Source organism: Actinophytocola sp. (genome assembly GCF_035942955.1).
Classification (GTDB): Bacteria; Actinomycetota; Actinomycetes; order Mycobacteriales; family Pseudonocardiaceae; genus DASYTH01.
The window spans coordinates 1-22,875 of record NZ_DASZCQ010000034.1 but is presented as its reverse complement, the minus strand read 5'-3'; the positions used below and the strand labels follow the sequence as shown (position 1 = coordinate 22,875).

28 protein-coding genes are annotated in these 22,875 nt (G+C 71.5%); 10 read left to right on the top strand and 18 right to left on the bottom strand.

Annotated elements, in window-relative coordinates; translation table 11 throughout:
- The 5 genes from VGX25_RS03095 to VGX25_RS03075 form a co-directional block, all read left to right on the top strand.
- On the top strand, positions 1-1,129 hold a 1,129-nt coding region (locus VGX25_RS03095), incomplete at its 5' end, for a sensor histidine kinase (protein ID WP_326916028.1).
- On the top strand, positions 1,126-1,545 hold the full coding sequence (locus tag VGX25_RS03090) for a roadblock/LC7 domain-containing protein (protein ID WP_326916027.1): 420 nt from the start codon (positions 1,126-1,128) through the stop codon (positions 1,543-1,545). The genes VGX25_RS03095 and VGX25_RS03090, both read left to right, overlap by 4 nt.
- Positions 1,542-1,910 (top strand): DUF742 domain-containing protein, encoded by a 369-nt coding sequence (locus VGX25_RS03085; RefSeq protein ID WP_326916026.1) that lies wholly within the window; start codon positions 1,542-1,544, stop codon positions 1,908-1,910. Before VGX25_RS03090 ends, VGX25_RS03085 begins: the two co-directional genes overlap by 4 nt.
- On the top strand, positions 1,891-2,481 hold the full coding sequence (locus VGX25_RS03080) for a GTP-binding protein (protein WP_326916025.1): 591 nt from the start codon (positions 1,891-1,893) through the stop codon (positions 2,479-2,481). The genes VGX25_RS03085 and VGX25_RS03080 overlap by 20 nt, the downstream gene beginning before the upstream one ends.
- The gene (locus VGX25_RS03075) at positions 2,478-3,056 is read left to right on the top strand and encodes a TetR/AcrR family transcriptional regulator (protein WP_326916024.1); all 579 of its coding nucleotides are present in this window, start codon (positions 2,478-2,480) and stop codon (positions 3,054-3,056) included. Before VGX25_RS03080 ends, VGX25_RS03075 begins: the two co-directional genes overlap by 4 nt.
- Positions 3,057-3,207: 151 nt before the next feature.
- On the opposite strand, the gene VGX25_RS03070 is transcribed toward VGX25_RS03075, so the two are convergent.
- From VGX25_RS03070 to VGX25_RS03045, 6 genes are all read right to left on the bottom strand, one after another.
- A complete protein-coding gene (locus tag VGX25_RS03070; RefSeq protein WP_326916023.1) occupies positions 3,208-3,459 on the bottom strand; it encodes an isoamylase early set domain-containing protein in 252 nt (83 codons plus the stop codon).
- A 111-nt stretch (positions 3,460-3,570) separates the two neighbouring features.
- Entirely contained in the window at positions 3,571-4,356 is a 786-nt protein-coding gene (locus VGX25_RS03065) for an MHYT domain-containing protein (protein ID WP_326916022.1), read from the bottom strand.
- A gap of 12 nt (positions 4,357-4,368) precedes the next feature.
- Positions 4,369-4,977 (bottom strand): GTP-binding protein, encoded by a 609-nt coding sequence (locus tag VGX25_RS03060; protein ID WP_326916021.1) that lies wholly within the window; start codon positions 4,975-4,977, stop codon positions 4,369-4,371.
- Positions 4,958-5,326: a DUF742 domain-containing protein gene (locus tag VGX25_RS03055; RefSeq protein ID WP_326916020.1), complete on the bottom strand. Its 369-nt coding sequence runs from the start codon at positions 5,324-5,326 to the stop codon at positions 4,958-4,960. The genes VGX25_RS03060 and VGX25_RS03055 overlap by 20 nt, the downstream gene beginning before the upstream one ends.
- Positions 5,327-5,345: 19 nt before the next feature.
- A complete protein-coding gene (locus VGX25_RS03050) occupies positions 5,346-5,759 on the bottom strand; it encodes a roadblock/LC7 domain-containing protein (protein ID WP_326916019.1) in 414 nt (137 codons plus the stop codon).
- Positions 5,756-8,029, bottom strand: coding sequence for an ATP-binding protein (locus tag VGX25_RS03045; protein ID WP_326916018.1), 2,274 nt, complete (start codon positions 8,027-8,029; stop codon positions 5,756-5,758). Before VGX25_RS03045 ends, VGX25_RS03050 begins: the two co-directional genes overlap by 4 nt.
- Positions 8,030-8,514: 485 nt before the next feature.
- On the opposite strand from VGX25_RS03045, the gene VGX25_RS03040 reads away from it, so the two are divergent.
- Both VGX25_RS03040 and VGX25_RS03035 read left to right on the top strand, forming a co-directional pair.
- On the top strand, positions 8,515-9,324 hold the full coding sequence (locus tag VGX25_RS03040; RefSeq protein WP_326916017.1) for an SAM-dependent methyltransferase: 810 nt from the start codon (positions 8,515-8,517) through the stop codon (positions 9,322-9,324).
- 304 nt (positions 9,325-9,628) lie between these two features.
- Positions 9,629-10,054, top strand: coding sequence for a DUF1761 domain-containing protein (locus VGX25_RS03035; RefSeq protein WP_326916016.1), 426 nt, complete (start codon positions 9,629-9,631; stop codon positions 10,052-10,054).
- A 3-nt stretch (positions 10,055-10,057) separates the two neighbouring features.
- On the opposite strand, the gene VGX25_RS03030 is transcribed toward VGX25_RS03035, so the two are convergent.
- The 3 genes from VGX25_RS03030 to VGX25_RS03020 all read right to left on the bottom strand — a co-directional run bounded on the left by VGX25_RS03030 (position 10,058) and on the right by VGX25_RS03020 (position 11,205).
- Positions 10,058-10,372, bottom strand: coding sequence for a DnaJ domain-containing protein (locus tag VGX25_RS03030; RefSeq protein ID WP_326916015.1), 315 nt, complete (start codon positions 10,370-10,372; stop codon positions 10,058-10,060).
- 91 nt (positions 10,373-10,463) lie between these two features.
- Positions 10,464-10,757 (bottom strand): hypothetical protein, encoded by a 294-nt coding sequence (locus VGX25_RS03025; protein WP_326916014.1) that lies wholly within the window; start codon positions 10,755-10,757, stop codon positions 10,464-10,466.
- Positions 10,758-10,767: 10 nt separating this feature from the next.
- Entirely contained in the window at positions 10,768-11,205 is a 438-nt protein-coding gene (locus VGX25_RS03020) for an Hsp20/alpha crystallin family protein (RefSeq protein ID WP_326916013.1), read from the bottom strand.
- 156 nt (positions 11,206-11,361) lie between these two features.
- Between VGX25_RS03020 and VGX25_RS03015 the strand changes: the two genes are divergently transcribed.
- Positions 11,362-11,976, top strand: a complete 615-nt coding sequence (locus tag VGX25_RS03015) for an HSP18 transcriptional regulator (RefSeq protein WP_414635706.1) — start codon at positions 11,362-11,364, stop codon at positions 11,974-11,976.
- Here the strand turns inward: VGX25_RS03015 and VGX25_RS03010 are convergent.
- Positions 11,973-13,124: an FAD-binding oxidoreductase gene (locus tag VGX25_RS03010; RefSeq protein WP_326916012.1), complete on the bottom strand. Its 1,152-nt coding sequence runs from the start codon at positions 13,122-13,124 to the stop codon at positions 11,973-11,975. The two genes, VGX25_RS03015 and VGX25_RS03010, sit on opposite strands and share 4 nt — an antisense overlap.
- Positions 13,121-14,068, bottom strand: coding sequence for an ornithine cyclodeaminase family protein (locus VGX25_RS03005; protein ID WP_326916011.1), 948 nt, complete (start codon positions 14,066-14,068; stop codon positions 13,121-13,123). The genes VGX25_RS03010 and VGX25_RS03005 overlap by 4 nt, the downstream gene beginning before the upstream one ends.
- A 38-nt stretch (positions 14,069-14,106) precedes the next feature.
- Here VGX25_RS03005 and VGX25_RS03000 point away from each other — a divergent pair, with 38 nt between their 5' ends.
- A complete protein-coding gene (locus tag VGX25_RS03000; protein ID WP_326916010.1) occupies positions 14,107-14,508 on the top strand; it encodes an MmcQ/YjbR family DNA-binding protein in 402 nt (133 codons plus the stop codon).
- On the opposite strand, the gene VGX25_RS02995 is transcribed toward VGX25_RS03000, so the two are convergent.
- From VGX25_RS02995 to VGX25_RS02985, 3 genes are all read right to left on the bottom strand, one after another.
- On the bottom strand, positions 14,456-14,950 hold the full coding sequence (locus VGX25_RS02995; protein WP_326916009.1) for an SRPBCC family protein: 495 nt from the start codon (positions 14,948-14,950) through the stop codon (positions 14,456-14,458). The two genes, VGX25_RS03000 and VGX25_RS02995, sit on opposite strands and share 53 nt — an antisense overlap.
- Positions 14,951-15,033: 83 nt before the next feature.
- On the bottom strand, positions 15,034-16,221 hold the full coding sequence (locus VGX25_RS02990) for an MFS transporter (protein ID WP_326916008.1): 1,188 nt from the start codon (positions 16,219-16,221) through the stop codon (positions 15,034-15,036).
- Between the two features lie 24 nt (positions 16,222-16,245).
- Entirely contained in the window at positions 16,246-17,001 is a 756-nt protein-coding gene (locus tag VGX25_RS02985; RefSeq protein WP_326916007.1) for an SDR family NAD(P)-dependent oxidoreductase, read from the bottom strand.
- 143 nt (positions 17,002-17,144) lie between these two features.
- Between VGX25_RS02985 and VGX25_RS02980 the strand changes: the two genes are divergently transcribed.
- Positions 17,145-17,984: a helix-turn-helix transcriptional regulator gene (locus VGX25_RS02980; protein ID WP_326916006.1), complete on the top strand. Its 840-nt coding sequence runs from the start codon at positions 17,145-17,147 to the stop codon at positions 17,982-17,984.
- On the opposite strand, the gene VGX25_RS02975 is transcribed toward VGX25_RS02980, so the two are convergent.
- Genes VGX25_RS02975 through VGX25_RS02960 form a run of 4 tightly spaced genes read right to left on the bottom strand, consistent with a single transcriptional unit; the run spans position 17,981 to position 22,504 of the window.
- The gene (locus VGX25_RS02975) at positions 17,981-18,805 is read right to left on the bottom strand and encodes a patatin-like phospholipase family protein (RefSeq protein ID WP_326916005.1); all 825 of its coding nucleotides are present in this window, start codon (positions 18,803-18,805) and stop codon (positions 17,981-17,983) included. The two genes, VGX25_RS02980 and VGX25_RS02975, sit on opposite strands and share 4 nt — an antisense overlap.
- 4 nt (positions 18,806-18,809) lie before the next feature.
- A complete protein-coding gene (locus VGX25_RS02970; protein ID WP_326916004.1) occupies positions 18,810-19,253 on the bottom strand; it encodes a protein-tyrosine phosphatase family protein in 444 nt (147 codons plus the stop codon).
- Positions 19,250-21,535 (bottom strand): GH92 family glycosyl hydrolase, encoded by a 2,286-nt coding sequence (locus VGX25_RS02965; protein ID WP_326916003.1) that lies wholly within the window; start codon positions 21,533-21,535, stop codon positions 19,250-19,252. Before VGX25_RS02965 ends, VGX25_RS02970 begins: the two co-directional genes overlap by 4 nt.
- A 6-nt stretch (positions 21,536-21,541) precedes the next feature.
- Positions 21,542-22,504 carry an aldo/keto reductase gene (locus VGX25_RS02960; protein WP_326916002.1) on the bottom strand — a complete coding sequence of 321 codons (963 nt, stop codon included), beginning with the start codon at positions 22,502-22,504 and terminating at the stop codon, positions 21,542-21,544.
- Positions 22,505-22,875: the final 371 nt, after the last annotated feature.

Sequence of the window (22,875 nt, the reverse complement as noted above, 5' to 3'; positions counted from 1 at the left end):
CCGGGCGGGCCAGCCGATCGACTTGGAAAAGCAGGTCGATCGGCTGGACTTCGGCGGCGACGAGGTCGGTCAGGTCGCCGACGCGTTCAACCACGCGCAGCGCACCGCGATCGCCGCGGCGGTGCGGGAGGCGGAGACCCGGCAGGGGGTTCGCTCGGTGTTCCTGAACATCGCGCGCCGCAGCCAGACGATCGTGCACCGCCAGCTCAAGGTGCTGGACAAGGCCGAGCGCTCGGTCGACGATCCCGACCAGCTGCAGACCCTGTTCCAGCTCGACCACCTGGCGACCCGCAGCCGGCGCAACGCCGAGAACCTGATCATCATGGCCGGCGAGCAACCCGGCCGGCAGTGGCGCAACCCGGTGGCGCTGCGCGATGTCGTGCGCGGCGCGATCGCCGAGACCGAGCAGTACACCCGGGTCAACGCCAGCCAGCTGCCCGAGGTGTCGATCATCGGGGCGGCCGTCGGCGACCTGGTGCACCTGCTCGCCGAGCTGATCGACAACGGCTGCGCGTTCTCCCCGCGGGAGTCCAGAGTGGAGGTTCGGGGCAACGTGGTCGGCCGGGGCGTGGTCATCGAGATCGAGGATCAGGGCCTCGGCATCGAACCGTCCCATATGGACGAGCTGAACGCGATGCTGCAAGACCCGCCGGACTTCGGCGTGATGGCGCTGTCGGACGAGCCGAGAATCGGTATGTTCGTGGTGGCCCGGCTCGCCGCCCGGCACGGGATCAAGATCTCCCTGCGGGACGGCGACTACGGGGGCACCCGCGCGGTGGTGCTCGTTCCGGCCACGCGGATCGCCGAAGCCACGCGGCGACCGGGCCCGGAGCCGGTCGCGCAACCGATTCCGTCCACTATGGACAGCATGGCGCACACCGACGGTTCGACCATCACCGCCACGCTGGCCGGTGCGCCGGTCAAGCCGCCGCTTCCCCGGCGCGAGCGGCAGGCGAACCTGGCGCCCCAGCTGGTCGCCGACGCCCCGTCGAACCCCGCACGGGCCGCAGAGCGCCAACCCGTCGGCGACGAGGAGAACCTGCACAGATCCGAGCGGTTGCGCCGCACGATGTCGGCGTTCCAGCAGGGCACCCGGCAGGCCCGGACGACCGAAGGTGAGCGAGGATGACGGTGCGATCGGGTGTGACCGAGCTGGACTGGCTGCTGGACGGTCTTGTCGACGGCGTGGCCGGCGCCGACCGGGCGGTCGTGCTCTCCTCAGACGGGTTGCTGCTGGGCCGTTCTGCGAACATGTCCCTTCCGGACGCCGAGCACCTTTCCGCCGTGGCGTCGGCATTCCAGAGCCTGGCCAAGGGAACCGGGCGACATTTCGGCGGCGGCGACGTCCGGCAGACCGTCGTGGAGATGGAGCACGCGTTCCTGCTGGTGACCGCCGCGGGATTCGGCGCGTGCATCGCGTTGCTGGCCACCGAGGAGGCGGACCTGGGGATGCTTGCCTACGAGACGAACCTGCTGGTGTCCAGGGTGGGGGCCTGCCTGTCGTCCGCACCGCGAACCATGGGAACCGACCCACACGGCCGATGAACACCACCGACGACGAATGGTATGACGAGGAGGCCGGACCACTGGTGCCGCTGTACGCGGTCACCGGCGGCCGCACCAGACCCTCCCGGTACGACCTCGACCTGATCACGCTCGTGGTGGCGATCGACCCGGACGCGCACGCCCGGCTCGTCGAGCCGGAGTACGCCGACGTGCTGCGGGTGTGCGCCTACCCGCTGTCGGTCGCCGAGGTGGCCGCGCGGCTTTCGCTGCCGCTGGGCGTGATCAAGGTGATGATCAGTGATCTGATCGAGCGCCGGTACCTGATATTCCGGTCGAGCTGGCAGCCGGCCGCCCCGGACCTCGACATGATGCAAAAGGTGCTCGATGGCATCCGCAACCTCTGAGGCGTCGGAAGCCGTGCTCCAGGCGGTCACGGTCAAGATCCTGATCGCCGGCGGGTTCGGCGTCGGCAAGACCACGATGGTCGGCGCGGTCAGCGAGATCGACCCGCTGCACACCGAGGAGGTGATCACCGAGTCGAGCTTCGGCATCGACGATCTCACCGGCGTGGAACGGAAATCGACCACCACGGTGGCGCTGGACTTCGGTCGGATCACCATCGACCCCGAGCTCGTGGTGTACCTGTTCGGCACGCCCGGCCAGCACCGGTTCTGGTTCATGTGGGACGAGCTGTCCCGCGGCGCGCTCGGCGCCATCGTGCTCGCCGACACCAGAAGGCTCGACGACAGCTTCGCCGCGATCGATTTCTTCGAGCGCCGCGAAATACCATTCGTCATCGGGGTGAACTGCTTCGACGGCGTGCAGCTCTACAGTGTCGGCGAGGTCCGGCAGGCGCTCGACGTCGCCGCCACGGTGCCGCTGGTCCTGTGCGACGCCCGCGAGCGCGCCTCGGCGAAGCAGCTTCTGATCACTCTGGTCGAGCACGTGATGGCGCGGCGCGGGATCGTCGGATGAGTGACGGGAGGCGAGAGCAGATCCTGGAGGCGGCCGCCCGGGTGTTCGCCGAGCGGGGTTACCACGAGGCCGGCATCGCGGACATCGCCACCGATCTGGGCATCGGCCACGGCACGTTCTACCGGTACTTCAAGAACAAGAAGGATATCGTGAGCCAGGCCGTCGACCTGGCCGTGCGCCGGATCAACGACACGATTCTGGAGGAGGATCCGGAGTCAAGCGGCAACCTCGCCGAGCACCGCGCGCAGATCCAACGCATATACCTGCGCCTGTTCACGCTGCAGGACCAGCACCCGCATCTCATCCGGTTCCTCTACCGCCAGGCGACCGACCCCGCCCGGCTGGCCGTGGCGCTCGACGGTTTCCTGGCCTACACCAGCCGACTCATCAACAATGGGATCCACAAAGGATTCCTCCGGCCCGACATCGACGTCGACATCGCCGGCCAGGCCCTGGTGGCCATCATGTTCGACGTCATGCGCCGCTCGGCCACCACCCCCATGTCCATCGAGCTCCGCCAACGTTGGCTGGCCACCGGAACCCGGATGATGCTCGAGGGCCTGCAGACGCGCTAGCTCGTGATGCGCGGAGCACGTCCTGTACCGCTCGGACTACCCGCACAAGGTCGGCGACATGAAGGGCCGCCTGGCCAGGGTCGACGCGCTGCCCCCCGGCACCGCGCGGGCGGTACGGGGGGCCAACGCCGAACGCATCTTCGGGTGGTGGTCAGACCGTGGCGATGATCAAGCTGTCGTCGCCGATCCGGCTGACCCGAGGGTGATCCGTTTCGTTGCTCCAGTGGCCGCCCTCGGCGAGGTACCGGAAGCGGACGGGAGTGCCGTCGGGGACGGTGACGGCCAGCGAGCGGGTGCCGTTGCTGCGGCGGCGCAGCTCGTGGACGCCCGGCCGCCAGTCGTTGAAGTCGCCGACGACGCTGACTCGGCCGGGCGGCTCGTCGGCCGGCAGGACGAACGTCAAGCGAACCTCGCCGCCCGGAACGCGGCCCAATCGGAGCATGGCTTGCGCCTCCCGCAGTCTGCAACGTGGGTTTGGGGTTCACACGTCGACGTTGACGCGGGACAAGTGCTATCACATCGCGGGTACCTTTTCCGGGACCGCCGCGCGGAGCTCGGCCTCCTTCTCGGCCGGGGAGGTGGCCATGAGGGCGGCGCAGATCGGCACGGCGAGCGCGACGGCGGCGAGGACGAAGACCGGGAACAGGAAGCCGAACACCTCGACGCCGGCGGGGTCGGGAGCGGCCGGGTCGAGCCGGACGCGCACGGCGGCCATTCCGGTGTAGTGCATGCCGGTGACGGCGACGCCCATGATCAGGCCGGCGACCACGCGCAGCGCCAGCTTGTCCACCGCGACGGTGAACCACAGCGCGGCGGTGGCCGCGACGACGGCGATCGCGATCGACAGCAGCACGAGGCCGGCGTGGTAGCCGATCTCGCCCTTGACCTGGACCGCCCACATCCCGGTGTAGTGCATGAGGTTGACCGCAAGGCCGGTGATGATGCCGCCGACGATCAACCGCCAGAGGGTGAACTTGGTGCGGACGCCGAACACCAGCAGGCCGAGGAACACCGACGACACCGACAGCACCGCGGACAGCACGGTGCGGCCGACGTCGTAGCGGACCGGCATGCCGGGGGTGGCGAACCCGAGCATGGCGATGAAGTGCATGACCCAGATGCCGACGCCGCCGATGGACACCGCGCCGAGGCACAGCCACATGATCCGGGCGCGCGGAGAGCCCGTGTAGCGGGAGTGCAGCGTGCAGGCGAGCCCGACGGTGCAGCCGACGACCGACGTGACGTACGCCAGGAACAGCAGCCAGCCACCCATCTCGAAGTGGTGGACGTGATCATCCATGGGGAGCTCCTCTCAACCGAGGCGGCGCACGCGCGCGGGCCGCTTCGGCAACCGATTGAGTGCGTGCTCGCTGGCGGCGATCAGGACCTGCCTGGTCGACTCCGGGGAGCGGGCGTCGCACGTGATCACCGCGATGTCCGGCGGCAGCGCAAGGGCCTCGCGCACCTCGTCGTGCGCGTGCTGCCGGGTGCCCTCGAACTGGTTGATCGCCACCAGGAAGGGCACCTCGCGGGCCTCGAAATAGTCGATCGACGAGAAACAGTCGGCAAGGCGCCGGGTGTCGACGAGGACGACCGCGGCGATCGCGCCGTGGGTGATGTCGTCCCACATGAACCAGAACCGGTGCTGGCCGGGCGTGCCGAACACGTAGAGCACCAGGTCGTCGGCCAGCGTGATCCGGCCGAAGTCCATCGCCACCGTGGTGGACATCTTGCCCGGGGTGGCCGACACCTCGTCGACGCCGATGCTGGCGTCGGTCATCAGCGCCTCGGTGCGCAGCGGGGCGATCTCGGACATGGCGCCGACGAACGTGGTCTTGCCGACGCCGAACCCCCCGGCCACCACGATCTTGGCCGAGGTGATCCGCCGGTGCTGCACCGGCTTACCGAGCGCGAAGTCCACTGAGCACCCTTTCGATCAACTCCCGCCGCTCGTCCACGCTGGCGTCCTCGCCGAGCGTGGCCGCCACGCTCACCAGGCCGTCCCGCAGCAGATCCGCGACCAGCACCTTGGCCACGCCGAGCGGCACCGCCATGTGCGCCGCGATCTCGGCCACCGAGCACGGCTCGGCGCACAGCCCGATCACCGTCCACAGCGGACTGGTTCGGGGGTGGGGGATCCAGTCCACCGTGGCCCGCACCTGCGCCTCGACCGCGATCTCGACGGCCGGCTGGGTCCGGCCCTCGGTCCACGAGTACGGGCGCGCCAGGGCCGGTCGGGAACCCCCGTGGCCTGGCTCGGCTTCGCTCACCTCTACCCCCAACCCCGCATCAACGATCGGCGGTCCCGCGCACCGGCGTGTCGACCATCCGGCCGACCCGGTCGACGAGCAGTGTCATCTCGTAGCCGACGAGGCCGATGTCGCACCCGGCGGCGGCCAGCACGGCCAGGTGGGACCCGTCGCCGACGCTCATCAGCAGCAGGAAACCCCGCTCCATCTCGATCACCGACTGGACCACGCGGCCCGCGGTGAACAGCGCAGCGGCGCCGGTGGTGAGGCTGGCCAGCCCCGCGGCCATCGCCGACAGCTGGTCGGCGCGGTCCCGGGGCAGGCCCTCGCTCGCGGCGACCATCAGCCCGTCGGCGGACACCAGCACGGCGTGTGCCACACCGGGAACATCCTTGGTGAAGGCCGATACCAGCCAGCCCAGCGACTCGGTGTCCGTCGCCATCTCCATGGTCATGACCCCTCCTGCGCCTCGGACTCCGTCTGGGTGCGCTGCCGCGCCGCCCGCACTCCGTCGTAGTGCCGGGCAAGATTGCTGCGAATTGATTCGGGATCACGGAAGCCGACCCTGGCGGCCGCGGGCTCGCGGGCCGGGATCGGCAGCACCCGCGCGCCGGGCTTGCGCATCGGCAGGCCGGCCGCGGTCGTTCTGGTGGTGGGTACGTCGATGACCGGTTCGGCCACCGGGCTCGTGACCGGAGTCAGGGGGACGAACCAGTTGTGGCCGGTGCCGAGCGGCTCCGGCGCGACGATCTTGGCGACCGGCGCGATCGGCGGGCTCGGGGCGGCCGGAGCGACGAGGGCGGCCGGGGCCTGCGGGGCGGCCGGGATCCGCGGGACGGCCGGGACCTGCGGCGTGCCGTCGGCGATCACCAGCGTGGCCGGGACGTGCACGCTGGCGGTGATGCCGGACTGCTTGGCGCCCTCGTAGGTCGGACGCAGCCGGACCGTCACGCCGTGCCGCGCGGCCAGCCGGCTGACCACGAACAGGCCCATCCGGCGGGTGGTCTCCGGCCCGACGTCGTCGCTGGCGGCGAGCCGCTGGTTGGCCGCGGCGAGGTCGTCCGGCGCCATGCCGAGCCCGGCGTCGACCACCTCGATGAGCAGCCCGCCGTCGGATCCGCGGTCGGCGGTGAGCACCACCTTGCGCTCCGGGGACGAGTACCGGGTGGCGTTCTCCAGCAGCTCGGCCAGAATGTGCACCACGTCGGCGGCCGCGCTGCCCCGGACCGACCCGTTGGGCGCGTGCCCGAGGCTGATCCTGGTGTAGTCGTTGACCTCCGACGTCGCCGCGCGCAGCAGCTCGACCACCGTCACCGGGCCCTGGCCGCGCCGCGCGGGCGTGCCGCCGGCGAGCACCTGCAGGTTCTCCCCGTTACGCCGCAGCCGGGTGGCCAGGTGGTCGAGCCGGAACAGCCCCTCGAGCCGCTTCGGGTCCTGCTCGTCGGACTCCAGCGTCTCGATCACCTCGAGCTGCAGCTCGACCAGCGACTGGCTGCGCCGGGACAGCGTCGTGAACATCTCGCTGACCTGGCGGCGCAGCTCGGCCTGCTCGCCGGCGAGCCGGACGGCCTGCTGGTGCATGTCGTCGAAGGCCCTGGCGAGCTGGCCGATCTCCTCCTCGGTGCGCACCGGGACCGGTTCGATCGTGCGCCAGTCCACCCGCTCGCCGAGGCGCACCCGCTCGACCGTCTCGGGCAGCCGGTGGTGCGCGGCCCGCAGCGCCGCCGACCGCAGCACCCGGACCGGCGCCAGCAGCGAGCGGGCCACGATCAGCGCGATCGCCAGCGCCGCGAGCAGCGCGCCGAGCACGATGGCCGCGTCCCGCAGGGCCTCGGAGCGGGCCTGGTTGGTGCGTGCCGACACGGTGTCGCCCAGGTTGCCGACCAGCTTCGTGGCCAGGTCGGCCAGCCCCTGCGACTCGCTCTCCAGCCCGGGAAGCAGGGTGGCCGGCGTGATCGTGCCGGCGCCGACGAACGCGGCCTGGTAGGTGTCCCGCCGGTCCTGGGCCGTGGCGGTCGCCCGGTCGAACGCGGCGACGTCGGCTGGCGGGAGGTCGCGCCGGATCTGCTCGCTGAGCAACTGCTCCTCGGCGGCGCTGCGCTGGCCGGTGCCGGCGTCGACCGGGGTGGAGCCGGTGCTGAACCGCAGGACGATCTCCTCGATGGCCAGGATGCCGCGCAGCCGCAGCAGGTACGTCACCGCGCGGGCCGGCCGCTCGAGGTCGTCGTCGCCGGCCGTCCCGACGATCCCGGGCGCCAACTCGGAGAGGCCGTTGACGACGTCGAGGTATCCGGCGGTCTCGTTGGTGGGGTTGCGGTTGGGGCTGGCCGCCTGCCGGCGCAGCTCGCTGAGCTGGCCGGTCGCCTCGCTGAGGATGCCGGACAGCTCGGCGGGCAGCCCGGTGGTGACCGCGCGGCGCTGGACGCTCGCGGCGCGCTCGTCGACGGCCTTCTGCAGCGTCTCGAGGTCTGGACCACCCGGCGGGGTCGCGGCCACCATCTCGTCGGAGACCAGGTTGGTCAGCGCGACGGCGTCCCCGAGCATGGTCATCTGATCCCGGATGGCGCTCAGCCGGCTGGCCTCGTCCAACTGGGACTGAACCCGCAGGCCGCCGAGCACGAGCGCGACCGCCGCCGGCAGCAGCAGCACGACCGCGACCTTCGTGCGCAGGCTCCAGGCGTTGACGTGCCATCGGGCGGGATTCTGGTGGCCTGGCTCGGGCACGACCCTCTCCAACTGCCTTGCGGTCTGGTTTTCCTCGGGCTCTGCCTGTGCCCCTCACGACCGGCACAACGGCCGGACAGCCGGCTGCCTCAGCCGTCCGCCGAGAATGGAGTGCTTCTCGACCCAGGTATATGGCAACGGGGACACAATCGGATACGACGGTTGATGTCAAGGCCGGGCATCCCGCCACGCCGAACGTATTTCCGGTAAGGACTTTAGACCCTACGGGGTTTACTCCATTTGCCGTAATGGCTGGTCAGCGCGGTACACAATGGGTACCATCTCGAATACGTGCCGTGTACTTTCCCTATTGGGCAGCCGTCAAATACTCGGCGCACATTTCGATGTGCATATTGCGACAGCGTCCTCCGCAAGGAGGATGACCGGCGCGCCCTCCCCGACGATCACCGGGTCTGGACGTATGGGCATACACTCGATCGGCGTAGCACGCCGAGGGGATCGGCCGAAGGGCGTTGAGGCAGACGGTGACCGGATACCTGCGTTGGGTTCCGCCCCGGATCGACATGAGCGTGGCGCACCCCGCCCGGATGCACGACTACTGGCTGGGCGGGGGGCGCAACTTCGCCGCGGACCGCGAGCTGGCCGAGAAGATCATCCGGATGATGCCCGGGGTGGAGGACGTCGCCCGGCTCAACCAGGCGTTCCTGCGCCGGGCCGCGCTGTTCATGGTCGAGCAGGGCATCCGCCAGTTCCTCGACATCGGCTCGGGCATCCCCACCGTCGGCAACCTGCACGAGATCGTCCGGCGGGCCGCTCCCGAGTGCCGGGTGGTCTACGTCGACGGCGACCCGGTGGCCGTCGCGCACACCGAGCTGCTGCTGGAGGACGTCGGGGGCACGGCGGTGCTGCTGGCGAGCCTGCGCGACATCCCAGGCGTCCTCGACGCCGAGGCGACGAGGGAGCTGCTGGACCTCGATGCGCCCATCGGCCTCATCGCGCCGATGCTGCACTTCATCCCGGACGCCGCGGACCCGGCCTGCATCCTGGCCGGCTACCGCGACCGGCTCGCCTCCGGCAGCTACATGGCCATCGCCCACGGCACGGCGGACACCGAGGTCCCGGGGCTGGCCGAGGTGATCGAGGCCTACAGGTCGACCCACCATCCTGTCTACCCCCGCACGCACGCCGAGATCCTGCGCATGTGCGCCGGCTTCGACCTCGTCGAGCCCGGCCTGGTCGGCTTCGCGCACTGGCGGCCGGAAGACCCGGCCGACCTGTCGCCCTACCCCGGCATCAACTCCATGTTCTACGCCGCGGTCGGCCGCAAGCCCTGAGGCTCGCCGCTCCCCTGCCGCCGGCTTCGCCACCATCGTCGATCCATATGAGACAGTCGTCCGATTTCCGCAGAGCCGTGGGGTCCGACCTCCGTTCCGCGGCGGTCCTCTTGGCACTGCTCGCGGTGGTGGCGGCCATCATCGCGCTCGTCTTCATTCTTGGCGGGAATGAATCGAGCGGAAATGGGCGGCCGAGGCCTGCGGTTGAGATCACGAATTGACACTCGGCTGTCGGTTCTGTGTAGACAGCCGGGTTGGGGCGGGCCACTATGCGATCCGTCGTTGATCCGGATCGGAGGTCTGCATGAGCTTCTCGGTGCTGGGCGACCTGAACTGGCTCGCCGTGCTCGTCTCGGCGATCGCGTTCTTTGCGCTTGGCGGGCTGTGGTATTCCAACCTGCTGTTCGGCAAGCAATGGACCAAGGCCGTGGGTTGGGAGGCGCCGGAAGGCGAGAAACCGCCGGTGACCCTCTACCTGATGCCGTTGATCACCTGCATTGTGACCACGATTGCCGTGGCAATGTTGGCAGCGGCCACCGGCACGGACACCTTTGGCGAGGCCATCGTTCTCGGTCTGGTCGCCGGTGTGGGGCTGGCCGGCATGGCGTTGCTGGTGACCGGATTCTTCGATCCGAAGAAACCCCAACCCATGGTGTGGGTCGCCATCACCTCCGGCTACCACGTGGTCGGAATCCTGATCATCTCGATCATCATGGCGCTCTGGCAGTAGGCACTAGAACGATCGGGCCGGGCCGTGGTAGCGGACCGGCCCGACGCGAATCATCGGCTCGGTGTCGCGTGGGCGAGCCCGCCGGGCGGCCTGCCGCGGGGGTGGCGGCTCGCGCCGGCGGTCGTAGTCGGCGCGCTGGGCGGGGTCGCGCAGCACCTTGTAGGCGGTGATCACCTCCTGCAGCCGGTCGGGCCGCGCCCCGGCGTCCTGGGCGTCGGGGTGGTACCGCCGCACAAGACGCCGGTAGGCACGGCTGATCTCGAGCGGGGAGGCGGTGCTGGCCACGCCGAGCACGGCGTAGTAGTCGGTCGTCGCCACTCACCTCCTATAGGGAGGAAGAGGCCTGCCGGTGTGCTCGCTCCCGACAGGCACTTCCCACGGCTGTCAGGATCCTTCGCTACCCGATCACCTACCTCTCTGCGTCGGTCGTCCGGGCCACACCGCACGGAGGGGAGCGCTGCCGAGCCGAGGCGTCACCGAGGGGATGCGGCCGTTGCCGATGGACGGTTGCCCCGTCTCGCCGACCGGCCCGGTCGGGGGGTGGCCCGGGCCGTCCCTTGGGTCGGGCGGGCGGGGCGGGCTCGTCCCAGGACGCCTCGATGATCGCCTCGAACTCGGCTCGCAGCAGTTCCTCGTCCGCGCACAGCATGGCGAGGAACTCGTCCTGCTCGAGCGTCTGGCGCACCGGGGCCATGACGATCATCCGGCGTTGGTCAGGCGTTGATCTCCTTGGGCGTCTCGGTCGCGGAAATCGCGATCTTGCGCGGCTTGGCCTGCTCGGCGATCGGGATCCGCAGGGTGAGCACGCCGGCGTCGTAGCTGGCCTGGATGTGGTCCGTGTCGAGGGTGTCGCCGAGGAAGAGTTGACGAGAGAACGCACCGAGGGGACGCTCGGCGACCTGCATCTCCACGTGTTCGCCGGTGGCGACGGGGCGGCGCTCGGCCTTGACGGTCAGGACGTTGCGCTCGACGTTCAACTCAATGGCGTCGGGTGACACGCCGGGCAGGTCGAACGCCACGACGAACTCGTCGCCACTGCGGTAGGCGTCCAATGGCATCGCCGTTGGTCGTGACCACGTACCGGCGAGATTGCCGAAGACCTGCTGGGTCCACCGGTCAAGCTCGCGGAACGGGTCGGTGCGCATCAACATCGTCGGTTCACCTCCTGCTCGAGTCGACTGTGGTGGTGTCAACGCGCACGTCCGGTATATCATGTCATCGTTCCGATGACAAGTCTGTTGTCGTCGAAAGGATGACGTTTGACGCGCGACTACGACGAGGCCCGCGAGCGGTTGGCCGACGTGCCCGTGACGACCTCGGCCATCACCGAGGCGGTCACGCTCGTCCAGGCGGTGCGGTCCGGCGCGGACGCCGAGGCGATCACCGCCGAGCACCTCCTCGCGGCCCTCACCGTGCTGCGTCACCTGCGCGAGCAGCTGGCCTCCTGGGAGCCCGAGCTGATTACCGCGGCCCGCGAGCGCGGCGTCAGCTGGGCCAGCCTGGCCCCGGCGCTCGGCGTGACCAGCCGCCAGGCGGCCGAGCGACGCTACCTGCGGCTGCGGCCCGCGGCCGGAGAGCTCACCGGGGAGGGCCGGGTGCGCGCCGAGCGGGACAAGCGCGCGGGCGACCGGGCCGTCGCGCGCTGGGCCCGGGAGAACTCCGGCGTCCTTCGGCAACTGGCCGGCCAGGTCAGCGCGCTCGAGGATCTCGCGGCGCCGGCCCAGCACCGCGTCGACGTCGTCCAGCGGGCCCTGGCCGACGACGATCCGGCCACCCTGCTCACCCCGCTCGCCGACGCCCACTCACACCTGGAGGCCACCCACGCGAAACTGGCCAGACGGATCAAGTCCGTCACCGAGCACACCGAGCAGCTCCGCCGCGACACCCTCGACCAGCGCAGCAACCCGCGGGCGCGCCCCTAGACCCGGTTCACCTCGGGCCGCGCCGCGTTCTCGGCGAACCGTCCGGCATGCAACGGTCCGACGTCGACGAGCGGGGTCCGGCCGAGGAACAGGTCCCTGACCACCTCGCCGACCGCCGGGCCCTGCAGGAACCCGTGCCCGGAAAACCCCGTCGCGTACAGGAACCGGGACGGCGCCGACGCCTCGCCGATCAGCGCGTTGTGGTCGGGCGTGACCTCGTACAGCCCTGCCCATCCGCCGGCGATGCCGACGTCGAGCAGCGCGGGCGCCCGGCTGCCGATCGCGTCGTACAGCCGGGGCAGCCAGCCGTCCGACATGTCCGTGCGGAACCCCGGTGTCTCGTTCGGATCGGACATTCCGATCAGCAACCCCCGGCCCTCGCCGTGAAAGTAGAACGTGGTGCTGAAGTCGATCGTCATCGGGAGGTCCGGCGGCAGTCCGGGAATCGGCTCGGTGATCGCGACCTGCCGCCGCACCGGCTGCACCGGCAGGTCGACCCCCACCATCGCCCCGATTCCCCGCGACCACGCCCCCGCGGCACACACGACGGCGTGCGTCCCGATCCGCCCCCGCGACGTCACCACGCCGGTGATCTCGTCCCCGCGGGTCTGGATGTCGAGCACCTCGCACTGCCGCACGATCGTGGCGCCGAGCCCCCGGGCCGCGACCGCATAGCCTTGGACGACGGCCTCGGGCGTGCAGTGCCCGTCGTCCGGGGAGAACGCCGCCGCCAGCAGCCCCTCGGCGGAGATCAGCGGCGACAACCGGCACGCCTCGGCGGGGTCGATCATCCGGCTGGGCACCCCGAACCCGTTCTGCAGCCGCACGCTCGCCTCGAACTCGGCGACGTCCTCAGGTGTGGACAGCAGGAACAGGTACCCCACCCGGCGCAGCCCGATGGGATGCCCCGGCTCCTCGGCGAACCGCCCGAACGCTTCCAGGCTCCGCGCCCCCAGCTGGATGTTGAGCTCGTCGGAGAACTGCGCCCGCACCCCACCGGCCGCCCGCGACGTCGACCCGGACGCCAGCGTGTCCCGCTCGACCAGCACGACGCCGCCCACCCCGGCCCGCGCCAGGTGATAGGCGACGCTGGTCCCGATCACCCCGCCACCGATGACGACGACCCCGGCGGTGGCCGGCGCGCTCACCGCCGCGCCCGCGCGGCATCGATGACCGCCCACGCCGCGGCGGCGTCCTGCACCCCCAGCCCCACGCTGTTGTAGAACACGATTCCCGATGGTACGGACCGGTCCCCGGCAAGCACCGCGCCGAGCGGAACGAGATCGGCCGGACCGAGCCGCGCGTCCATGACCGGGCCCGCGTGCTCGACCGCCGTGCCCGGGTCGTCGACGACCACCGCGCCCGCCCGGCGGATCACCTCGCGGTCGACCTCGCGCCGCCCCGGCTCGAACGAGCCGACGCTGACCACCGTGCACTCCGGACCGAGCCACTCCCCCCGCACCACGGGCTGCCGGCTGAGCGTGCACGCCGCCACGATGTCCATCCCCGCAACGGCCCGCTCCGCACCGTCCACCGCGCGCACGTCGATGCCCAGCTCCCCGGCCAGCTCCGCCGCCGCCCGCTCCCGATGCTCCGCGGTGGGACTCCACACCCGCACCGTCCGAAGTGGACGTACCCGCGCAATCGCCCGCACGTGCGCCCGCCCCTGAACCCCCGACCCCAGCACCCCGAGACTGCCCGCATCCGCCCGCGCCAGCGCATCCACCGCCACCGCGCTGGCCGCCGCGGTCCGTAGCGTCGTGATCGCCACCCCGTCCACGATGGCCACCGGCCGCCCGGTCCCGGGATCGAGCGCCACGACGATCGCCGACACCGTGGGAAGCCCGGCCCCCGCGTTCCCCGGGTTCACACTGCCGATCTTGGCAACCGCCCCGGTCCGTCCCGACACCCGCGCCACGTACGCCAGCACCACGCTGTCGTCGAACCGGCTCGGGTGCATGATCTTCGGCGGCAGGTCCACCGCCCCGCGGGCCAGCGCGACGAACGCCGCACGCTGCGATGCCATGGCGGCGTCCAGGTCGAGCAGGGACTCGACGTCGGACCCGGACAGGGAAAGGATCTCGGTCGACACCCGCCCAAGGATCCCATGCCTGCCGCTAGGGTCCAGCCATGGCCACCTGGACCGATGTGCGGCGGATCGCCTTGGCTCTGCCCGGGACCGACGAGCGTTCCTCCCGCGGGAACGCCAGCTGGGTCGTCAAGGACAAGACCTTCGTCTGGGAGCGCCCGCTGCGGCGATCGGATCTGGAGGCCTTGGGGGACAAGGCTCCGGACGGGCCGATCCTCGGGGTGCGGGTGGCGGACGTGGGCGTGAAGGAGGCGTTGATCGCCGACGACCCGGAGGTGTACTTCACCACGCCGCACTTCGACGGGTATCCCGCCGTCCTGGTCCGCCTCGACCGGATCGACGTCGCCGAGTTGACCGAGCTGATCGTCGACGCGTGGCTGCTGCGGGCGCCTAAGCGGCTCGCCAAGGACTATCTGGGGTCCGAGCCTCGGCGCGCGCCTTGACCGCGGCGAGGGTGTGCTCGATGGACTCGGCGTTGTAGCCGGGGCGGTCGGCCCGGCCGGTGACGCGCGGGCCCATGAAGCGGCGGATGAACCAGCTGCCGACCCGGTACCAGTGCTCGGTCAGCCGGCAGCCGTCCGGAGTCGGGGCGAGCTCGTAGGACCAGCGGGACACCCGGACGCCGAACGGCGTGCGGACGTCGAAGGTGAACAGCCGCTCGGGCTCGTAGGCGACCACGCGCACCTTCGTCCACCATTGCTTGCTGCCGTTGCGGTTGACGCCGCGGAACTCCGCGCCGACCGCCGGGCCGGTGGCGCCGTCGACCCACCGGCCGCCGATGTTCTCCGGGCTGAACTCACCCATCCGCGGCAGATCGGTGATCATCGACCAGACGAGGTGCGGAGCGGCCTTGATCTCCACGCTGCGTGAGATCGTCGGCTCCATCCAGACAACGTAACCAGCCCACGCCACCCCAACAACATTCGCGGCGCAACACCGCACACCGGAAGAAAGTCCATAATGGACCGTCAGGCCACCTTGCGCGCGCGGCCGGCGCCGAGCGCGACCACGGCCTGGACGCCGATCAGGGCGGCCAGGATCACCAGCGGCGCCGACCAGCCGCCGGTGGCGTCGTGCAGCACGCCGAACAGCAGCGGGCCGAGCGCGGCGAGCAGGTAGCCGAGCGACTGGCCCATCCCGGACAGCGCCGCGGCCTGGCCGGCGTCGCGCGCCCGCAGCGCGAAGAACGACAGCGCCAGCGTGATTCCGACGCCCTGGCTGAGCCCGACCGTCGCGCTCCACACCAGACCCAGGTCGGGCGCGACGACGAACCCGAGGTACGACAGCACGCCGAGCACCGCCGCCCCGGCGGTGAACAGCCGCTGATCGGGCAGCCGCCGCACGATCGGCGGCGACAGCGCCGACGCCACCAGCCCGGTCAGCTGCATCAACGCCAGGTACCAGCCGGCGGCGGCCATGCTCACCCCGGTGGACAGCAGGATGGTCGGCAGCCAGGACACCGCGACGTAGAAGCCGAGCGACTGCAGGCCCATGAACGCGGTGAGCTGCCAGGCCAGCGGCGACCGCCAGTGCGTCCGGCCGGCGGGCCGGTCCGCCGAGCCCGCGGGCCGCGGCTCCGGCCGCCGCAGCCGGGGCAGCCAGGCGACCAGCGCGATCACCGCGACCACCACCCACAGGCCCAGCGACGTCCGCCAGCCCCCGGGCGCGGCGTCGGCCACCGGGACCGCCACCCCCGAGCCGATCATCGCGAAGGCGCCCATCGTGGTGGTGTACAGGCCGGTCAGCGCCGCGGCCCGGTCCGGGTAGTCCCGCTTGATCAGCCCGGACAGCAGCACGTTCACCAGCCCGATCGCAATCCCGATCAGCGCGGTCCCGGCGAACGGCGCCACCGCACCGGGCGCCGACCGCAGCAGCACGCCAACGGCGAGAACCACCAGCGCCAGCCCGAGCGACCGCTCCAGCCCCAGCCGCCGCCCGACCGCCGGCGCCACCGGCGACACCGCCGCGAAGGCCAGCAGCGGCAGCATGCCCAGCGCTCCCGCGGCGACCGCGGACAGGCGCAGGTCGGACCGGATGGTCTCCAGCAGCGGCCCGACCGAGGTGAACGGCCCGCGCATGGTGGCGGCGACCAGCACGATCCCGGCCACCGCCAGCGTCACGGGCGTGATCACCGCGGCCCTTGGCTGCCCCTCCACACGGGCCAGTCAACCAAAGGCGACCTATGCACCGCCGCTCACCGTGATCACCTGGCCGGTGATGCCGGTGTTGGCGGCCGAGCCGAGGTACACCACAGGGCCGGCCACCTCGTCGGCGTCGAGCAGCCGGCCGATCGGGGCCAGCGCGGCGTAGTGGTCGCCGTGCTCGTCGGCGATCGCGGTGTTGGTCTCGGTGCGGGTGAGTCCCGGCATCAGCACGTTGGACAGGATGTCGCCGTCGCGGCCGAGGCTGAACGCGGCCGAGCGGCTGAACCCGTGCAGCGCCGCCTTGGCCGCGCCGTAGTACTCCGCGCCGGCGAGGCCGTCGGCGGCGAGCGTCGACGAGATGTGCACCAGCCGCCCCCACCGCCGCTCCCGCATGACCGGTGCGACCGCCCTGGTCAGCTGCACCGCGCCCGCGATGTTGGCCCGCACCATGCTCAGCCAGTCGTCGTCCGGCACGGCCTCGAACGGGCGGTCCTGCGCCGACGCGAGGCTGCCCCAGGTCACGGCGTTGTTGACCAGCACGTCGATCCGGCCGGTCCAGCGCAGGGCCGCGTCGGCGACGGCACGGGCCGAGTCGGCGTCGCCGAGTTGGTACCGCACGACCAGCGCGCGATCGCCGATCTCCTTGGCCACCAGCTCCGCTTCCGACTGGGCGCCGTGGTAGGTGAGCACCACGTCGGCGCCCTCGGCGGCGAAGGCGCGCGCGATGCGGCGGCCGAGCCCACCGGACGCCCCGGTCACGATGACGGTCCGCCCCGCGATTCCCAGATCCATGTCCACTCCCCTGTGTCGTGAGTCTTTTGTGGTGCGATAGCCCCCGAAAGACTCACGACGGTTTTCCCGGCGAGGGAGACCGCGGTGAGGCTGGCCCCGGCAGGGCCACCCTCGGCGGCTTGGACGCGGGTACGTTCGGGGTCGTGAGCGACAACGAGCTGGGCGCCTACCTCCGGGACCGCCGGGAGGCGGTGACGCCGGCCGACCTGGGGCTGCCGGTCGGCGCCCGGCGCCGCACGCCGGGGCTGCGCCGGTCCGAGCTGGCCACGCTGGCCGGGATCAGCGTCGAGTACCTCACCCGGCTCGAGCAGGGCCGCGACCGCCACCCGTCCGCCCAGGTGCTCGGCGCGCTTGCCGACGCGCTGCGGCTGTCCGCCGACGAGCGCATGCACCTGCGGCTGCTCGCCAAGGCCGGCACCGGGCACATCTGCCCGGCGTCCGCGCCGGCCCGGTCGGTGCGCCCGACCGTCCTGGCCATGCTCGAGCGGCTCGAGCCCACCCCGGCCATCGTGCTCAACCGGCTGGCCGACGTGCTCGCCCACACCACCGGCTACGCGCTGCTGGCCGGGCCGGTCGGCGTGCTGGACGGCGAGCGGCCCAACCTCGCCCGGTTCCTGTTCACCGACGCCCGCGCCCGGACCGCCTTCCCCGACTGGGAGCGGGTGGCCACCGATGAGGCGGCCAACCTCAGGATCGAGTCCTACCGGGACGACCCGGCCGTCGCCGAGCTGACCGAGCTGCTGACCGTGATCGCCGGCGCCGCGTTCACCGAGCGGCTGGCGGCGGCCACCGGCCTGCCCCGGCGCTCGGGCGTCGAGCGGTGGCAGCACCCGGAGGCCGGCCCGCTGCGCCTGGCCTACGAGACCCTCGACCTCGCCGACGAGCAGCGCATGATCGTCTACCTGCCCGCGGACGACGCCACGTCCACCGCGCTGGCCACGCTCACCGGCCGCCGGCCAGGCGCCCTGCGCGCGGTCCCCTAACCGAGCCGGCGGCCCTGCGCGCGGCCGGCGGTGGCCGCGGGCGCGCGGACGGCCGGGTCGAGCAGGTTGGGCCCCATCGCGGACAGCGAGGCCTCGTCCGGGCGGATCACCACGACCTCGGATCCCTGGCGCCGCAACGACTCCACCTCCTCGTCGAGCCGGACCCACGGCAGCTCGGCCAGTTCCGGCGGCAGCGGCGACAGCACCACCACCCGGTCGTATCCGGATGCCAGGTCGGCGTTCTCGTTGGAGTGCACGCCCCCGTCGATGTACCGGCTGCCGCCGATCGTGACCGGCGGCCAGGTCCCCGGCACGGCACAGCTCGCCGCCACCGCGTCCACAAGGTCCACAGTGGACTCGCGGTCGAACACCCGCCGCTGCCCGGTGTGCGCGTCCACCGCGGTGATCATCAGCGGCCGCCGCGGCCAGTCGTGCGCCGGCAGCCGCGCGGCGATCACCTCGCGCCGCACGGACTCGGCGACCGTCGGGGTGCGCAGCGCCCAGGCCCCGACCCGGCGGCGGATCTCGGCCCGGTCCGGCGCCCCGGCCAGGATCTCCGCCATCGTGGCGGTGAACGTCTCCATGTCCACGTCCGCCGGCAGTTCCCTGACCTGAAGCGCCGGATCGACCTGCCGCTCGAACAGGTCCGCTATGGACAGACCGCTGGTCACCTGGGCGCCGACCGTCGACCCGGCCGACGTGCCCACGACCAGATCGGCGTCGAGCACTTCCGCGCCCGAGTCGGTCAGGCCGGCCAGGATCCCAGTCTGCCAGGCGATCCCGGCCACGCCGCCACCGCCGAGCACCAATGCCGTTCGCATGGGGTCATTGTTCCGGAAAGCGCATGACCCAGCGGCGCTGCCAGGGCGTTTCGATGGCCCGGCGGTGGTAGTGGGCGCGGGTCCATTCGATGGCCTCGCCGGGCGGCAGTCCGGCGAGGACGGCAAGACAGGCGATGACGGTGCCGGTGCGGCCGACACCGCCGCCGCAGGCGACCTCGACGCGCTGGCCGGCGCGGGCCCGCTCGTGCAGGGCGCGGATGTCCCGGATGGCCGCCGCGCGGTCCAGCGGCAGGAGGAAGTCGGGCCAGGAGATCCACTGCTGCGGCCAGGGCAACTCGCCGTCGTGCTTGCGCCGCAGCCGGCTTGTGCCCAGGTAGAGGCCGAAGTCGGGGGCCGGGCCGGGCGGCGCGGGGTCGCGCAGGCCGCGGCCGCGCACCCAGGAGCCGTCGGGAAGTCGGATCGCTCCGGGCAGCTGCGAGTCGGTCATGGCTGGATTGTGGCCGGCGCCGTGGCAAACGTCGCCTCGGCCGGGTCGTCGGTCAGGTCGAACTCGAGGGTCGCGCCGGCGGACAGCCGCGAGTAGTCGATCCAGGGGCGGTTCCACGGCTCGCCGTCGACGGTCATGCTCCGAATGTATTGCAGCCGCGGCGGATCGGCGGCCGGAGCGCTGATCACCAGCTCGGCGCCGTTCGCCAGGTGGAGGGTGGCGCGGGGGAACCGCGGGGCGTGCAGAACGAAGCGGCCGGTGCCCGGGACGGCCGGGTAGACGCCCAGCGCGCTGAACAGGTACCAGGCCGACATCGTGCCGAGGTCGTCGTTGCCGGTGACCCCGTTGGGGGCGTTAACGAACAGCGTCTGCGCGGCCCGCACGACGGCCGAGGTCTTCCACGGCTGGCCGATCAGGGCGTACATCCAGGGCGCGTGCAGGTCCGGCTCGTTGTCCGGGTTGTACCGGGACTGGTTGTAGTAGGAGTAGGCGCCGACGACCCACTTCTCCCGCACGGTCCGGGCCGGGTCCGCGACGAGATCGGGGTAGGCGAAGAAGTAGTCGAGGCGGCGCAGGGCCTCGTCCGTGCCGCCCATGAGGTCGACAAGACCGGGGACGTCGTGCTGGGCCAGCCACTGGTACTGCCAGGCGGTGCCCTCGTGGAAGCCGCGGGACGCCTGCGGGCTGTACCGGCGGAACAGTGGCCGGTACCAGCGGCCGCTGGCGCGTCGTGGGCGCGGAAAGCCGGTGAAGCCGTGCTCGCCGACCCCGGTGTCCCAGAGGTTGCGGTAGTTGCGGGCGCGCCGCCGCAGCGCCTCGGCGTCCTCGGCGTGGCCGAGCCCGTCGGCCATCATGGACAGTGCGAAGTCGGCCAGCGCGTACTCGAAGGTGGCCGAGCCGCCGTGCCGCGGGTCGGCATCGTGCCCCTTGAGCCGCAATAGCTTGAACAACGGGTCGTACTGGACGAACCCCTTGGCCAGGTAGGTCGGGTTGCCGGCCCGGCCCTCGAACGGTGACTCCGCGGGGGGCACACCGGTGGCGTTCTGCCGCAGCGCCTCGTACGCCTGCCGCTCCCGCCCGGCCAGTGCGCCGAACCGCCACAGATCCACCAGGAACGGGGTGACCGGATCCCCGGTCATCGTGTTGGTCTCCTGGTTGGCGTACGCCCACCGGGGCAGCCACCCGCCCTGCTCGTGGATGGCCAGCACGGACCGGGCGAAGTCCCGGGACCGGGCCGGGCGCAGCAGCGCCAGCAGCTGGTTGTGCGTGCGGTAGGTGTCCCACAGCGACCAGTACTCGTAATACGTCCAGCCGTCCGCGCGGTGCACGCGATTGTCGAAGCCAAGGTACCGGCCGTCCACGTCGTTGCCGGTCAACGGTTGCAGCAGCGCGTGGTACAGGGCGGTGAAGAACACGGCGCGGTCGTCGTCGGTCGCGGTCGGTATGTCTACAGTGGACAGCTCGGCGCGCCAGGCGTCCCGCGCGCGGTCGCGCAGCTCGTCGAAGGTCAGCAGCCGGTCGCCGGCGCGCACCTCGGCGGCGAGGTTGCGCTCGGCGCCGGCATAGTCCACATGGGATATCGCGGTGTATGCGGTGATCCGGTTGTCCCCGGCGTCGCCGAAGGTGACCCAGGCGCCACGCAGGCCGATCCCGCCGGCCGCCTCCCGCCAGCCGGGCATCGCGACCGGCCCGGCCCAGGTGCCGAAGCCGGTGAACGGCCGGTCGAAGGTCGTGGTGAAGTAGGTCCGGTACGGCCGCCCACCACAGAAGGCCTTGGCCACAACCGATCCGCTGAGCGTCCGGTCGTCGACGACCCGGATGCCGCTGGCCCGCACGGGCTCCTTTGCGTTGGCCTGGCCCACGTTCACCAGCACGTTCCACGGGCCGTTCGCCGGGAAGGTGAACCGCTCCACCCCGACCCTGGTCGTCGCCGTGCACTCGACGGTGATCCCGCCGTACCCGGTGAGCCGCACCCGGTAGTAGCCCGGCGTCCCGACCTCGCCGTCGTGGATGTACGGCGACGCGTAGCGCTGCTGGTCGAAGCCGGGCCCGACGGCTCCGGTGGTGGGCAGGATCGACACCAGCCCACCCTGCTCAGCACATCCCGCGCCGGACAGGAAGAAGTGGCCGAACCCGCGGATCACCGGGTCGTCGTACCGCCAGCCGGAGTAGTGCGAGCCGATCGGGCTGGACTGGGCCATCCCGAACGGCATCGCCGCCCCCGGGAACGTGTTCCCGTCATGCTGGGTGCCGATGAAGGTGTTGACCGAGTCCAGCGACATCTGCTCCTACCGGTTCATGATCGCGGCACGCTCGGCATCCGTCAGCTCGAGCTCGAGCGCACCCAACGCCGGGACCAGGTGCTCGGGGGTACGCGCTCCGACAATGGCCGCGGCCACCGCCGGCTCACCCAGAACCCACGCCAGCGCCAGCGTCGGAAGGCTCACGCCCCGCCGCTTCGCCTCGGCCCGCACCGTGTCCATGGCCCCGCCGGCCACCCGCCGCTCGATGTCCCGGTACGGCTCCGGCCGCAGCGTCATACGCGACCCCACCGGATAAGGCTCCCCCGGCCGGTAGTCCCGCGCCAGCCACCCGCCGGCCAGCGGACTGTACGCCGTCACGGCGACCCCACGCCTGACACACGCGTCCAGAGTGTCGGCATCGGCCGGCTCGAGCACACTGTGTCCGATCTGGAGGTTCACCGGCCGGTGCAGCCCGTCCCGCTCCGCAACCGCCACGGCCCGCTCCACCTCCCCACCGTCCACATTGCTCAACCCATACCAGCGGATCTTCCCCGCCCGCACCAGCCCGTCGAACGCCCCCAACGTCTCCTCCAGCGGCGTCCCCGGATCCGGAGCGTGCGTCAGGTACAGATCGATCCGATCCGTTCGCAACCGGCGCAGGCTACCCTCCACCTGGGCCCTGATGTGCCCCGCCGACAACCCCCGATCCGACTCCCCCGGCCCGACCGGGTTACCCACCTTCGTAGTGATCACCAGCTCGTCCCGCACCCCCCGGCCGGCAAGCCACCGCCCGATCCACTCCTCCGACCGGCCACCTCCATACGAGTTGGCGGTATCCAGCAAGGTGATCCCCCGCTCGACGGCGGCATCGAGCAGCACCCCCGCGGCCCGCTCGTCGTCGCCCCGTCCGAACAACTCCGGAGCCGACCCCACCCCGCCGAAGTTCCCGCACCCCAGCCCCAACACCGACACCACGAGCTCATCCCCGGCCAGGGCCACGTATCGCATAGCCAACACATACAGGTGATCCCCAACCGACGCCAGCGGGCTTGATCACGGACCCGAACCGACGACCGCGCCGGGAGCCCAGGACCGGCCCAGTCGCACTACCCCAACGCGTCACACGACTGCACGAGCCCCGAACACACTTGCACAAAGACAGGACACACCTACCCGAAGGCCGAACACGCCTACCTAAAGGCGGGACACGCCGGGCCGGGACCGTGATCCCCGGCGTGTCCCGCGCTCAGGCAGCCGAATTACGCGTTCGCGCAGGGGGTCATTCGGCATTCCCAGACCTGCGCTATCAACCACCGATTCGGGGTCCGGGGGTCGGGCGGGCCAAAGGCAGGGAACCCCTGCCCCTTCCTGCTCCAGGA